Below are 13,713 nucleotides of genomic sequence, written 5' to 3' on the forward strand. Positions count from 1 at the left end.
CTATCATTAAAATATAAACAAATGTTTAATAAGTTTATACAAAGGCCAGTCCTTTCTATCGTAATATCGCTCATTATTGTGTTTCTGGGGGTGCTGGCATTAAGCCACTTGCCGGTTACGCAATTTCCATCGATCTCACCGCCTAAGGTGAACATCACCGCAGAATACCCGGGAGCAAACGGTGAGCTCATGATCAAATCAGTAATTATTCCACTGGAACGGGCCATAAATGGTGTTCCGGGAATGAAATACATGGCTTCTGATGCCGGTAATGATGGTGAAGCCTCCATTCAGGTGGTCTTTAACCTGGGAACAGACCCAAATCAGGCATCGGTAAATATCCAGAACCGTGTGGCCTCAGTGGTTAATAAACTACCGCCATTGGTGGTACGGGAAGGGGTGAAGATCACCCGTGAAGAATCGAACATGTTAATGTACATCAACTTGTACAGCAAGGACCCTAAGATGGATCAGAAGTTTCTGTTCAATTTCGCAGATATCAATGTGCTTTCGGAATTGAAGCGGGTCGACGGAGTTGGTGTGGCCGATATCCTGGGTAACCGGGAATACGCGATGCGCATCTGGCTAAAGCCCGACAGGATGTTGGCCTATAAAATCTCTGCAGATGAGGTTTTGGAAGCGTTGAATCAACAAAGTTTAGAGGCTTCTCCGGGTAAAACGGGTGAAAGTTCCGGAAAAAGATCTCAGTCTTTTGAATATGTATTGAAATATCCGGGACGTTTTACCACGAAAGAGGGGTATGAAAACATCATTTTGCGCTCCACTCCAAAGGGGGAGATTCTTCGTCTGAAAGATGTGGCGAATATAGAGTTCGGCAGTTCCATGTATGATATTTACTCTAACCTGAATGGCAAAGCGTCGGCAGCAATTACGGTGAAACAATCTTATGGAAGTAATGCCAGTCAGGTGATTAAAGACATTAAGGCAAAAATGGAAGAGATCAAGAAAAGCTCTTTTCCTAAAGGAGTGGATTATGAGATCAGTTATGACGTTTCCAAATTCCTGGATGCCTCGATTGAAAAAGTGATCCATACTTTAGTGGAAGCCTTTATCCTCGTTGGATTGGTGGTGTTCCTTTTTCTCGGCGACTGGCGTTCGACGCTTATACCGGCCATTGCGGTTCCGGTATCGCTGATCGGGACCTTTTTCTTTATGCAGTTTTTCGGAATTACGATCAACCTCGTTACACTGTTTGCATTGGTGCTGGCGATTGGAGTTGTGGTCGATGATGCGATTGTCGTCATTGAAGCAGTACATGCCAAGATGCATGAGTATCATATTTCTGCACGGAAAGCAACGAAAAAGGTGATGCATGAAATCAGCGGGGCCATTATTGCGATTACCTTTTTAATGGCGGCAGTGTTTATTCCGGTTGCCTTTATGTCGGGACCGGTGGGGATATTTTACCGTCAGTTTTCCATTACGATGGCCACAGCGATTATTCTTTCCGGGATTGTGGCATTGACACTTACTCCGGCATTATGTGCGATCTTATTGAAGAACCATGGGAAATCGGAGAAGAAAAATGGATTGGATAAGTTCATGGACGGTTTTAACAATGGGTTCGATAAGCTTTCAGGACGGTATAAAAATATCCTCGGTAGGATTGTTAGCCGCAGAATGGTGACTTTCGGCGTGTTGATGGCTTTCTGTGCGGGAACTTATTTCCTGAACAATAACCTTCCTTCAGGTTTTATCCCGAACGAGGATCAGGGAATGTTCTATGCGATTATCCAGACGCCTCCGGGATCTTCACTGGAAAGAACCAATGAAATCGCAGAAAGGTTACAGAAGATCGCTGAAAAAGTGGAGGGGGTACAATCTGTTTCCGCCCTGGCTGGATATGAGATCCTGACGGAAGGAACGAGTGCCAACTCCGGAACCTGTCTGATCAACCTGAAAAGCTGGGAAGACCGTAAGCATTCTGTGGAAGAAATTATGAAGGAGCTGGAAGAAAAATCTTCGGAAATTTCGGGGGCTACCATTGAATTTTTCCAACCACCAGCAGTACCCGGATATGGAGCTGCCGGAGGTTTTGAGCTTCGTTTACTGGACAAGGCCGGTTCTGGTGATTTCAAGAAAATGGAAACGGTGAGTAAGGATTTTGTAAAGGAACTGAGCAAACGTCCGGAACTGTCCTCGGTATTCACCTTTTACAGTGCCGGTTTTCCTCAATATATGTTAAGGGTGGATAATGACCTTGCCCAGCAAAAAGGAGTAACCATTGAAAATGCAATGAACACGCTTTCTACCTTGGTAGGAAGTAATTACGAGACCAATTTTATTAAGTACGACCGTCAGTATAAGGTGATGGTGCAGGCTTTGCCTCAGTACCGTGCATTGCCTGAGGATATCCTGAAGTTATATGTGAAAAACAGTCGGGAGGAGATGGTGCCGTTTTCGGCTTTCATGAAGATGGAAAAGGTCTATGGCTTATCGGAAATTACCCGGCACAACATGTATAATGCCTCTGAAATCAGCGGATCTTCCGCGCCGGGTTACAGTAGTGGTGCAGCCATTAATGCGATCAATGAAGTAGCGGAAAAGACCTTGCCAAGAGGATTTAGTATCGATTGGGCAGGGATTTCCAAAGATGAGGTATCCCGTGGTAATGAAGCGATTTATATCTTCCTGATCTGTCTGGGATTTGTGTACCTGATCCTGGCCGCACAGTATGAAAGTTTCATCCTGCCTTTGTCCGTAATTCTTTCCCTTCCATGTGGAATTTTCGGCGCCTTTCTGTTGCTGAAAATATGTGGCCTGGAGAACAACATCTATGCGCAGGTCGCCTTCGTGATGCTGATTGGTTTGCTAGGTAAGAATGCGGTATTGATCGTGGAGTTTGCGGTTCAGAAGCATCGTGCAGGGGCAACAGTCCTGGAAGCGGCGATAGAAGGTGCAGTGGTTAGGTTCCGCCCGATCCTGATGACTTCCTTTGCCTTTATTGCCGGATTGATCCCATTGGTATTCGCCTCTGGTCCTGGTAAAATAGGGAACCGGACCATCGGTTCTGCTGCGGCAGGTGGGATGCTTTTAGGAACAATTTGCGGGGTGCTGATCATCCCTGGATTGTATTATATATTCGCCAGAATCGCAGAGAAACACAAGCTTGTTAAAAATGAAGAAGAAAATCCATTAACAGAAGAAATCGATCACAATGTATAAACTGAATTTAAACCGATGCCTGTTTGTATTGGGTATAGGTCTGGCAATAGCAGGCTGTAAGGTTCCGGCGGTTGTGACACCGGCGGCAAAATTAACTGTTCCAGGGACGTACGGTCAAAGCGCGTCGGATACCACCAATATATCGGCCATGCCATGGCGCAGCTTTTTTAAGGATCAAAATCTGGTTGATTTGATCGATACGGCCTTGAAAAACAATCAGGAGCTGATGATCACTTTGCAGGAGATCGAAATCGCAAAGAACGATATCCGTGTGAAGAAGGGGGATTTGTTACCCCACGTTGGTGTAGGAGCGGGTATTGGTGTCGAAAAAGTAGGGAGATACACCAGCCAGGGGGCAGGGGATGCTTCTACCGAAATTGTTCCGGGTAAAGCAATGCCGGATCCACTGATGGATTATACTTTAGCCATTCATGCGAATTGGGAGGTAGACATCTGGAAGAAACTCCGCAATGCTAAGAAAGCGGCGATCAGCAGGTATTTATCAACCGTGGAGGGCAAGAACTTTGTCGTCACTAATCTAATCGCAGAAGTTGCAGATGCTTATTACGAATTGCTGGCCCAGGATAATCAACTGGAAATTGTAAAACAGAACATTGAACTGCAAAAAAATGCATTGGAGATTGTCAAAGTTCAGAAAGAAGCATCCCGTGCTACGGAATTAGCGGTGCAGAAGTTTCAGGCAGAAGTGCTCACTTCAAAAAGTATGGAGTTTGAGATTCTTCAAAAAATAAAAGAAACGGAGAACAGGATTAACTTTTTACTCGGCCGGTATCCGCAGGAGATCAAGCGGAATAAAGGAAATTTCTTAAGCTTGTTGCCTTCGGCAGTCCATTCAGGTATTCCTTCGCAATTGCTGGCCAACCGTCCGGATATCAAACAGGCGGAACTGGAATTGACTGCTGCAAAGCTGGATGTGAAAGTGGCAAGAGCAGAATTTTATCCCTCCCTGGATATTTCTGCGGCGGTGGGTTTACAGGCATTTAAGCCGTCCTACTTTTTAAAGTTTCCCGAATCGGTGCTTTATTCGCTTGCCGGAGATATCGCCGGGCCGCTGATCAACAGAAATGCGATCAAAGCAGAGTTCAGTAGCGCCAATGCAAGGCAGCTTCAGGCCATGTATAACTATGAGCGTACGATTCTGAATGCCTACCTCGAGGTTTCTAACCAGCTTTCCAAAATCAGTAACCTGGAAAAAGGGTATGGCCTGAAATCGCAGCAAGTGGATACACTGGACAGGTCAATCGTTGTTTCAAATGACTTGTTCAAATCTGCAAGGGTGAATTATTTTGAAGTGCTGATGACGCAAAGAGACGCGTTGGAATCTAAACTCGAACTGATAGAAACGAGAAAAGAACAACTAAACGCCGTCGTCCATTTTTACAGGGACTTAGGTGGAGGTTGGCAATAAAGTGATGATGCCCCCAATTCTATTAAAGATTGGGGGCATTTTTTTAAGCTCACATTTTCTGAATTTACAGCGATAAATCTACTGAAAACATCTTTTAATAATTTTTTAGACGATATTGCCTGCGTTTTAAATAAAATGTTTCCTCCTTATGAAATTTAGAGGCATATTACCACTGCTATTCACGGTCATCGGCCTTGCCAGTGCCTGCAAAAATAAAACTTCAACAACTGACAGTAATCCGCCTAAGGCAGACCGCACCGAAATGGATATTGTAGTAGCAGACACCGTAAAACCTGTTCCTGTCGAAAGCCCGGTCTCAGACACCAGCAATGAAAGTTCCTCCAAAGTGCTCGACAGTATCGATTTTAAGAAGTATCAGACGGAGGCGCCTGTTAGTTCAGGTAAGGCTGCAATTGATTGGCAAAGTTATCCGGAGGCAAAGACTTTCAAAACGAGAATCACCGAAGGTTATAAAAACGAAGCAGTTGATTTTGCCGGGCATTACGTTTCGGTTGTCTTTGGTTGCGGCGCAGGTTGCGTTTTAGGGTTTATGGTGGATGTAAGGGATGGGAAGATTTATGCCCTGCCTTTAGGAGAAGAGAACTCCTGCTTTTTTATGGAAGATGCCGCATTGATGGTGCCAGACAGCAGGTTGTTTATTTCTGCAGTTTGTAAGGAAGCGGCTGAATCCGAGAAGCGATATTATAAAGCTTATTTGTGGGATGAAGAACAGAAAAGCTTTGGTAAGATAGCAGAAAGCGAGTTTGTGAAACCATGAAAAACATGATTTTGATATGGAGAAAGTGGTAGAAATTGAAACTTTGCATTTGTTCCCCCTGTTGGACAAAATGCTGATCAACTTGCTGAACGCTTTAACCGATGTGGAATGGAACGCGCAGACGGTAGCAAGGCTCTGGAAGGTTAAAGATGTTGCCGCTCATCTGCTGGATGGTAATTTAAGGACATTATCTGCCTCAAGAGACGGCTATTTCGGTGCTAAAGCGGAAAATATCAATACTTACGGGGAGCTGACTGCTTACCTCAATCATATGAATATGACCTGGACAAATGCGGCACAAAGGCTTAGCCCTAAAGTGTTGACATTTCTCTTAGAATCGACGGGACCGCAATATTTAGCACATCTTCAGTCGCTTGATCCATTTGGAAATGCCGTATTCCCGGTCGCCTGGGCCGGACAGGAAAGCTCGGCCAATTGGTTTCATATTGCCAGAGAATACACGGAAAAATTTTTGCATCAGCAACAAATCAGGGATGCCCTTGGTAAACCAGGATTGATGACAAAAGAATTGTATTACCCTTTTATCGATACATTTATGTATGCTTTCCCTTATACTTTTAGAGATATGGCCGCAAAGCAGGGCACTGTTGTTTCTTTAATTGTAACGAGTGAAATCGGCGGACAATGGAATATTGTCAAGGGGGAGAAGGAATGGGTGCTGAACAAGGATACTCATCCTGAGGCAAATGCAACGGTGAAAATTTCCCCTGATATTGCCTGGAAGTTATTCTCTAAAAGTCTGAGACCAGCGGAGATCTTAAAAGAAGCGGAGCTCAGAGGGGAGGAACAATTGGGACGACAGGTGTTGGAAATAGTTGCAGTAATGGCTTAATGAACATGTATTTTAAATTCGGTCCATTCCTCAGTGTTTTCTAAAGAGAACTTAAAGTTGTGGTTGTACAGGATTTCTCTGGTTAACATCAGGCCAATACCTTGTCCGTTCTTTTTGGTGCTGAAGAAAGGAGAGAAGAGCTGCTGACTGACCTCGTTTGTAATTGGGCTGCCGGTGTTGGCAATAGAAATGGATTTAGTGGATGAGCAGGTTTGAATCCGTATTGTTCCTGATGGATTCACGGCCTCTATCGCATTTTTCAGGATATTGATAAACACCTGTTCCAATTGCTGGGCATCAGCAAATGTTTCAAATGATGCCGCATCCGTTTCCCATTGCCAGTTGACCTCTTTTTTCCGGGCTTCCGGCTCCATCAATAAAGCCACGGAACGAAGGACTGAAATCAATTCAATCTGATGCCGTACCGGTTCAGGAATCCGGATTACCCTTGCAAAATTCGACATCAAATCACTGAGGCCATTGTTGCGGTTGATGGAAATCGCTAAAGCCGTCATGTAGTCTTCCTGATCCTCGTCGTTTAATTGATGTTTGTAGTTTAAGCAGCTGTTTAAAAGAGAGTTGATGGCGCCGATTGAATTGTTCACTTCGTGCGACATCATCTTAATTACCTTTTCATAAGCATTTTTTTCTTTGGTATAGATTTCAGCCGTTAGTTCTTCTATCGTAATAAATGTTCTGGTATATCCCTGGTCTGTAAATGTTGCCTTATGGCATTTGTAAGATTTTATTCCGTTCAGGTTAACTACTTTAGGCGCATTGGTTTCCAGTTGAGAGAGCAGCTCCGGCAGTCTGCCGCTGACCTGGTTTATGGGCTTTCCCAAAATAGCACTTCGCTGTAGGCCAACGATTTCCTCTGCCGCCGGATTTATTGAAGCAATACTTCCATCGAATCCGAATATGATAATTCCGGAAGGAGAGGCCTCAATCAATTTTTCCAGGAATGAGCTTTTCTCTACCTGCAGCAAACGCTCCTGTCTTAACTGTTCGATCATCAGGTTGTACACGTAAATCAATTCATCCATTTCCCGATGACCGGTTTTATTCAATTTAGCGCTAAAGTCTTTATCCTTCAAAGAGGCAATCCCGGAAGAGATGGTGTCAAAAGGACGGCTTACTGCACGGTACAATAGATAGGTCAGGATCAGGGAGATGAAAACCGAAGCCTCGGCAATCAGGAATGCATTTCTGTTTACCGTATAAAGCTGGCTAAGAATGTAGATAAATATCGCATGAATGGCAATTGCCAATAGTAAAACTTTAGTTTTGAGTTTCATAAGGGATATTATATTTTTCCAGTTTTCGATATAAAGTACCTCTGCTCAATCCCAGTGTTTTGGCCACTTTACTGATGTTGTTTTGATAGAAATTCATCGCATTTCTGATCATTGAAAGCTCCATTTCATCGATAGACAGCGTTCCTACGGCGGGAAGGGTTAATGGGGTATTTGACAATCTCTGCGCTTCAAGGTGCTGCTCAAAGTCCTTTATTTCCAGCAGATCTGCTTCGCTGAGTAAGACCGTACGTTCAATCAGGTTTTTAAGTTCCCGGATATTACCGGGAAGGGGGAGCGACTTTAACCAGTTAAAGGTTTTTTTATCAATTTGTAACTTAGGCCTGTTGTAAATTTCCTTCAGGTTTTTAAGGAAGTAATTTGCCAGAATCGGGATGTCATCTGCCCGCTCCCGAAGTGGAGGAAGCCGGATGATGATCAGGTTTATGCGGTAATACAAATCCTCCCTAAACTTGTTTCCGGCTATCATTTCGCGTAAATCACGATTGGTGGCGCAAACCACACGGAGATCAACAGTCCGTGTACGGCTGTCGCCGAGCACCTCATATTTCCGGTCTTGTAATACCCGCAACAGTTTCACCTGGCTGTTTAAGTCTAAATCACCTATTTCATCCAGAAAAATAGTGCCTTTATCGGCCAGCTCAAACCGCCCGATCCTGTCGTTGCGTGCATCGGTGAAAGCTCCGCGTTTGTGTCCAAACATTTCGCTTTCAAATAAACTGGAAGAAATCCCTCCAAGGTTCACCTTTACAAATGCCTTGTGTTTGCGGGGGCTATTTTCGTGAATCGCTTCTGCTACCAGCTCTTTCCCGGTACCACTTTCGCCAATAATCAATACTGAAGCATCCGTACGGCTAACCCTTGCAATGGTCTGGAGTACTTCTAAAAGCTGAGGATCTTCGCCTACAATGTTCTCAAAACCATATTTTTCATTCAGCTTTTTTCTGGTTAAGGTAGCTGGCGTATCCTGTTCAGCAGATAAATCCAGCGCTGTTTTTAAGGCATGGATCAGATAGTCGTTATCCCAGGGCTTATTGATGAAATCTGTGGCTCCGGACTTCATTCCCTCAACTGCCAGTTTGATAGAGCCCCAACCCGTCATTAAAATGACGGGCAGCATAGGGTTTGATTTTTTAATTTGCTGAAGCATAGCCAGGCCATCTTCTCCTGTTGTTTCCATAGAAAAGTTCATGTCCAGCAACACGGCAGCTATCGGTTTTTCTTTAAGATGTTTTAGCGCCTCCTCCGGGCCGTTCGCCTTTATGGATTTGAAGCCGTTTTGTTTTAACAGGAGACTCAATGAAGCACACACCGCTATATCGTCATCAATAATAAGAATCATATTAAATATTTAAATGAGGTTATTCTTCATGTAAAGCATCAGATGGGTTAAGCCTTGCTGCTTTTAAACTGGGATAGAAAGCACAGCTTAACATCAATATATAGATAAATAAAGCAGAACAGCCAATACTTATGGCGCCATAGTACCCGTCTGTATAGGGTTCTAAATATTGCATAATTAATAATTGAACAGCGATCAACACACCCGGTAAAATACCTAAGGTAGTAAGAACCATGGATTCTCCAAGAAATTGCTTCAATATCGCTGCCGGACTGGCTCCCATGATGACACGCAGGGCAATTTCGGCTTTACGTTTAGACAGGTTGTAACTAAATACCCCGGAAACGCCAAGGAATACATTGATCAACAAAAAGGAAAATACAATTAACGTTACACCCAATTGAATATAGTCCGTTTTTTGTGCGAATTTTTGGATCAGGGTTAACGATATATTTTGCTTGATTAGAATTTCAGTATTGCCGACCGAGTTTATCGCTTTCCTGATTTTATCTTCCAGCAATTGGAAGTTACCTGCACTTTTTGATTTAAGAAGGTACTTTGTTGCGGTTGTTTGTAGTGGGAAGAAAAATCCGGGACTTAGATTTGCCGAGGTATTTTCCCGGAACGTTTCCGACACACCGACGATCAGTGCAGGTTTATCCGCTATTAATATGGTCTTCCCAACAGGACTTTCATGCTTAAAATCCCGCTCAGCCAGGTCTTTAGTCAACACAACCGGAATGGTATTTAAAGCGTAATCAGTGGCTTTAAACCACCTTCCTTCCACTAACTTCATATCCAGCACATCGGGATAATGCTCATCTACTTCAAATCCCAAAGCAGTACTGGTCTGCTTGTGGTAGGTTATCTTTTTTGATACGCCCCATTGTTGGAAGGGCACAACCTCAGTGGCACTTACCAGCTCTATTTCCTGAATAGACTGAAGTTTCTCTTTAATCAGTTGGCTATATGCTGATTTCTTTTCCTCTGGCATGTTTTGAAAATCAAGTGCCAGTACCCAGGCATTTTCATAGCGGTATCCTAAGGGCTGGAAGTAATTGCTGAATTTCTTCAAATTCAATCCCATACAAAGAAACAGCGCGGTAAAGGTGACAAACAGCTGGAGCAATAGGAAGAAATGTTGTTTCTTCCGGTTCATAATCATTTTAAACAAATGTAAAATCATAGGTTGTTTCCTCCTTTCAAGGCATAAATAACATTCATACGGGACATTTTCCAGGCGGGGTAAACTCCTGAGATCAAACCGAGTAAAAGACAGCTGAAAAGACAGAATCCAAACACCCGCCAGCTGATGATAAAACTGTCGGTGGGCATTTTGAATAAAGGGTCGAATGTGTTGATGAAATGCACCAATAATTGTGAAGCATAAACCGATAAACCCAGACCTATCAATCCGCCGATTAAGGTGATGATGATGTTTTCAATCACCAGCTGCTTCACCAGGTTTCCGGAAGTTGCACCGAAGGATTTACGTACACCAATCTCTTCTGCCCGCTCACCAATGCGGGTCACGTTAATGTTCACCAGGCTGATTGTCGGAATCAGCAGGAATAGGGCCAATACAATGCCCACCACAATTGCGGTTTTTCCGTATTCAGGTTCATCGTCGTTAAAAGAACTGCTTTTAGAAAATTGCTCCAGGGAGGTAAAGGCTTGTACTTTTACAGAGTCGGCAGCTGAAACGGTATTTTTTATTTTCATACGTGCCCTCAGCTCCGCACGTACCTTTCTTAAATCATTCGTTTTTGCCAAAAGTATGGCGTTATAGGTTCCTTCAACGGCCTTCTCTGTGAGCTGAATATTGATGTCTGTGGTGTAGGGGACATAAACATCTGCATAGACTTTGCTGAAAGGGGAGGCCGATTTTACCACGCCGATCACAGTATAGGATAGCCCCTGTATTGGGAATGTTTTACCCAATGCTTCATTTTCGTTAAAGAAATAGGCTTTTGTTTTTTCGTTGATTACTGCAACCCTGGCGCCATTTTTTACCTCATTAACATGGAATGCTTTGCCTTCAGTAAATTCAAAATCTGTTATTTTCCAGAAGTTTTCGTCCGTGAATTTCAGGGCATGTCCGGTAGTTTTTCCGTTGAGAAAAGAAATGAACTCCCTGCTTGTAAAATAGGAGATGGTTTCTATACGCTGCAGGTCCTTTATGTTTTTTTGAAGGAAGCTGATGCTTGGCGTGGCATCTGTCTTTTTACCATCCTTATAAACGGATATTTTATCTAATATCAATGTTCTGTCGCGGTTAATTTCCGGCGGATTGGCACTGATAATCTGATCGATAAAGGAGGCAAATACGGTGATGATCATTATGGTCAGACTTATTCCCAGCAACGTGAGTGCGGTATAATACTTCTTGCGGAGCATTACTTTAAAAGTGAGTTTTATATAGTTCTTTAGCATGATATTTAAGTTTGGACTGGTTAGCTTACTTGTTGCCCGTCAAAGAAGTGGATGATGCGCTGTGTTTTTTTTGCCATTAGCTCATCATGGGTAACCATAACGATGGTTGTTCCGTCAGTTTTGTTCAGCTGCAGCATTAAATTCATGACCTCTTCACCCATCGCACTGTCCAGGTTTCCGGTGGGCTCATCTGCGAGTATGATTTCCGGATTGCCAATAATGGCGCGCGCAATGGCCACACGCTGTCGCTGTCCGCCTGAAAGCTGATTGGGATAATGTTTGGTCCGGGCACTTAAACCTACTTTTTCCAGTGCCTCCAACGCTCTTTTGCGTCGCTCAGTACCTGAAATGCCTTTGCGATATAGTAGTGGAAGTTCTACATTGTCTATCACCGAAAGGTCATTGATCAGGTGATAACTTTGAAAGATAAATCCAAGTTTCAGGTTTCTGAAGAGTGCGAGCTTTTTACGGCTCAGGGCCGTCACCTGCTGATCATCCATGATGATAGAACCTCCGGTAGGGGCATCTAATAATCCCATTATATTTAATAAGGTACTTTTTCCACAACCCGAAGGACCCATAATGGCTACAAATTCACCTCTGGTGATGTTGATATTTATATTGTTGAGGGCAATAGTTTCTATGGTTTTGGTACGGTAAACTTTTTCTATGTTCGATAATTGTATCATCTTGATTCGGTTTGAGAATTTATTAATCAATAATTTTGAGCTCAGCTATATGAAATTGAAGCACTGCTCCCGGTGGCCTAAATGTCACCATTAATTTTCCATTTTCACCGGCCAGGCTCAGGCTTGCTTTATCTTTCAACAGCAGGTTTTTGGTGCATTGGGCGGAGGAAACATGGTAGCTTAAGAGGCTTGCCATTAAAAGAATTAGGATTTTCATGTGTTGTTGGTTTAGTTTTTATATTTTTTTATTTGTTGTAAAGTCATAAAGCGTCAATACCCTGATATTGAAATAGGCATTCCAGAAGCTTTTCAAAGAAAAGATGTAATCCCGGCGTGCCTGGTCTTTTTCCTGCAGGGCGATATTGAGATCGGTGATGCTGAGGTCGTTGAGGAAATACCTTTTCTTTGCGATTTCAAAGCGCTCATTCGCCGTTAAATCGGCTTCTGCATTGGTTTGCATTTGTTCCTTGATCATGGTCAGCTGCCTGAGGGTCGTATAAATCTCCTGCTCGAAATTGATCTGCGCCTGTTTTACGTTCGCCTCAACGAGTTTCCGGTTTGACTGTGCCGTTTTAATTCTCGAAGCGGAACGCCCCCAGTCGAGGATAGGGACTTGAAAACCCAGACGGATTTCCTGCTGGTCTTTAGGATTGCTGTAAATTCCCGGGAGTTGGCTGGCCACATTTGTTAATCCGAAGCTTCCGAAAAGGTTGACTTTTAATCCATTTTCTCCTTTTGCTTTTGCAATTTCTTTATCCGCCTCCAGCAATGCCCGTTTAAATTCAATCGCTTTCTGACGGTTATTTTTCGCTTGTTGAACGGCAATTTCTTTGTCTACCTCCAGGCTTAGCAAATTTTCGGGAAGGAGGAGCTGAATTTGATTTGCGGCAGAAAAACCTATAAAAGACTTCAACTGAAGGTCTGAAGTCTCCGCATCCACATTTGCCTGTGCCACCGCTTTTCTTGCGTTTAATACCCCAAGCTTCAATCGCAGCAACTCATCTTTAGATAGCCTTCCCAAGGCTGCTTTTCCTTCGCCGATTTTGTAAATGGTTTCGTTATTTGACAGATTTTTGGCTGCGATATCTCTATTGATCTGTGCGATAAGCAGGCTGAAGAATAGTTCTGATGCATCCCGGCCAACCACTTCCATATCTTCTCTATATTTTTTGAGCGATTCCTCATAGCGCAAGGGTTCGATTTTCTTGTCCCAGGACAATGCATTGAATGCAAATAGAGGTTGGTTTATGCCGATTATAAAAGGATTTCCATTGTAACGGGTTTGCTTACGGTCGAAATCTGAAAACCGCAATACATTAGACTTCAGGAACACTTGTCCGCCTGTTAAACCAATATTTTGTGTCAGCCCCAGATTCAATTGTGAATTGTCATTGGTTACCGGCTTAAATTCGACTGTTCCGTCGGGTTGTATGACTGGTATATTGGTCTTGCTGAACTGAGGCAATGTTCCATCCAGTATTAACTGCGGACTATAATTTGATTTAAAGGTTTTATATTGCCAGTACTGATTTTCCCGGATAGTTAACGCCTGTACGGCAGCAGTTGAATGTTCCTTTGCGATCAGGATCACGTCATTCAGGTTTAGTTTTATCGTATCGCTGAGCACCTGGCGTTCTGCAGGCGCCGGCATAAGGAGCTGGGCAAGTAATAATATCGACTTGAACATTTT

At 43.5% G+C, this 13,713-nt stretch carries 11 protein-coding genes; 4 read left to right on the forward strand and 7 right to left on the reverse strand.

From position 1 onward, the window contains the following. The first annotated feature begins 21 nt into the window (after positions 1-21). From BLQ87_RS03545 to BLQ87_RS03560, 4 genes are all read left to right on the forward strand, one after another. Positions 22-3,186: an efflux RND transporter permease subunit gene (locus tag BLQ87_RS03545; protein ID WP_074604731.1), complete on the forward strand. Its 3,165-nt coding sequence runs from the start codon at positions 22-24 to the stop codon at positions 3,184-3,186. After that, a complete protein-coding gene (locus BLQ87_RS03550; RefSeq protein ID WP_074604732.1) occupies positions 3,179-4,615 on the forward strand; it encodes a TolC family protein in 1,437 nt (478 codons plus the stop codon). The genes BLQ87_RS03545 and BLQ87_RS03550 overlap by 8 nt, the downstream gene beginning before the upstream one ends. A gap of 148 nt (positions 4,616-4,763) precedes the next feature. Next, on the forward strand, positions 4,764-5,393 hold the full coding sequence (locus BLQ87_RS03555; RefSeq protein WP_074604733.1) for a hypothetical protein: 630 nt from the start codon (positions 4,764-4,766) through the stop codon (positions 5,391-5,393). A 16-nt stretch (positions 5,394-5,409) separates the two neighbouring features. Continuing rightward, a complete protein-coding gene (locus BLQ87_RS03560; RefSeq protein WP_074604734.1) occupies positions 5,410-6,246 on the forward strand; it encodes a maleylpyruvate isomerase N-terminal domain-containing protein in 837 nt (278 codons plus the stop codon). Here the strand turns inward: BLQ87_RS03560 and BLQ87_RS03565 are convergent. Genes BLQ87_RS03565 through BLQ87_RS03595 form a run of 7 tightly spaced genes read right to left on the reverse strand, consistent with a single transcriptional unit; the run spans position 6,243 to position 13,710 of the window. Continuing rightward, a complete protein-coding gene (locus BLQ87_RS03565) occupies positions 6,243-7,541 on the reverse strand; it encodes a sensor histidine kinase (protein WP_074604735.1) in 1,299 nt (432 codons plus the stop codon). The genes BLQ87_RS03560 and BLQ87_RS03565 overlap by 4 nt on opposite strands. Then, the gene (locus BLQ87_RS03570) at positions 7,525-8,901 is read right to left on the reverse strand and encodes a sigma-54-dependent transcriptional regulator (protein WP_074604736.1); all 1,377 of its coding nucleotides are present in this window, start codon (positions 8,899-8,901) and stop codon (positions 7,525-7,527) included. Before BLQ87_RS03570 ends, BLQ87_RS03565 begins: the two co-directional genes overlap by 17 nt. A 19-nt stretch (positions 8,902-8,920) precedes the next feature. Continuing rightward, positions 8,921-10,060, reverse strand: a complete 1,140-nt coding sequence (locus BLQ87_RS03575) for an ABC transporter permease (RefSeq protein ID WP_172664804.1) — start codon at positions 10,058-10,060, stop codon at positions 8,921-8,923. Between the two features lie 23 nt (positions 10,061-10,083). Further along, positions 10,084-11,334 (reverse strand): ABC transporter permease, encoded by a 1,251-nt coding sequence (locus tag BLQ87_RS03580; protein ID WP_083361663.1) that lies wholly within the window; start codon positions 11,332-11,334, stop codon positions 10,084-10,086. A 20-nt stretch (positions 11,335-11,354) separates the two neighbouring features. Further along, entirely contained in the window at positions 11,355-12,023 is a 669-nt protein-coding gene (locus BLQ87_RS03585) for an ABC transporter ATP-binding protein (protein WP_074604739.1), read from the reverse strand. A gap of 22 nt (positions 12,024-12,045) precedes the next feature. Beyond that, complete coding sequence (locus BLQ87_RS03590; protein WP_074604740.1) at positions 12,046-12,240, reverse strand: hypothetical protein; 195 nt, start codon at positions 12,238-12,240, stop codon at positions 12,046-12,048. An 18-nt stretch (positions 12,241-12,258) separates the two neighbouring features. Then, complete coding sequence (locus BLQ87_RS03595; RefSeq protein ID WP_074604741.1) at positions 12,259-13,710, reverse strand: TolC family protein; 1,452 nt, start codon at positions 13,708-13,710, stop codon at positions 12,259-12,261. Positions 13,711-13,713 lie beyond the last annotated feature (3 nt).

Source organism: Pedobacter steynii (assembly GCF_900103665.1).
GTDB classification, from domain to species: Bacteria; Bacteroidota; Bacteroidia; order Sphingobacteriales; family Sphingobacteriaceae; genus Pedobacter; species Pedobacter steynii.

Excerpts from the sequence above, each read along its gene's own strand:
- BLQ87_RS03545 (WP_074604731.1), top strand. The coding sequence starts at position 22 with ATGTTTAATAAGTTTATACAAAGGCCAGTCCTTTCTATCGTAATATCG.
- BLQ87_RS03550 (WP_074604732.1), top strand. The coding sequence starts at position 3,179 with ATGTATAAACTGAATTTAAACCGATGCCTGTTTGTATTGGGTATAGGT.
- BLQ87_RS03555 (WP_074604733.1), top strand. The coding sequence starts at position 4,764 with ATGAAATTTAGAGGCATATTACCACTGCTATTCACGGTCATCGGCCTT.
- BLQ87_RS03560 (WP_074604734.1), top strand. The coding sequence starts at position 5,410 with ATGGAGAAAGTGGTAGAAATTGAAACTTTGCATTTGTTCCCCCTGTTG.
- BLQ87_RS03565 (WP_074604735.1), bottom strand. The coding sequence starts at position 7,541 with ATGAAACTCAAAACTAAAGTTTTACTATTGGCAATTGCCATTCATGCG.
- BLQ87_RS03570 (WP_074604736.1), bottom strand. The coding sequence starts at position 8,901 with ATGATTCTTATTATTGATGACGATATAGCGGTGTGTGCTTCATTGAGT.
- BLQ87_RS03575 (WP_172664804.1), bottom strand. The coding sequence starts at position 10,060 with ATGAACCGGAAGAAACAACATTTCTTCCTATTGCTCCAGCTGTTTGTC.
- BLQ87_RS03580 (WP_083361663.1), bottom strand. The coding sequence starts at position 11,334 with ATGCTAAAGAACTATATAAAACTCACTTTTAAAGTAATGCTCCGCAAG.
- BLQ87_RS03585 (WP_074604739.1), bottom strand. The coding sequence starts at position 12,023 with ATGATACAATTATCGAACATAGAAAAAGTTTACCGTACCAAAACCATA.
- BLQ87_RS03590 (WP_074604740.1), bottom strand. The coding sequence starts at position 12,240 with ATGAAAATCCTAATTCTTTTAATGGCAAGCCTCTTAAGCTACCATGTT.
- BLQ87_RS03595 (WP_074604741.1), bottom strand. The coding sequence starts at position 13,710 with ATGTTCAAGTCGATATTATTACTTGCCCAGCTCCTTATGCCGGCGCCT.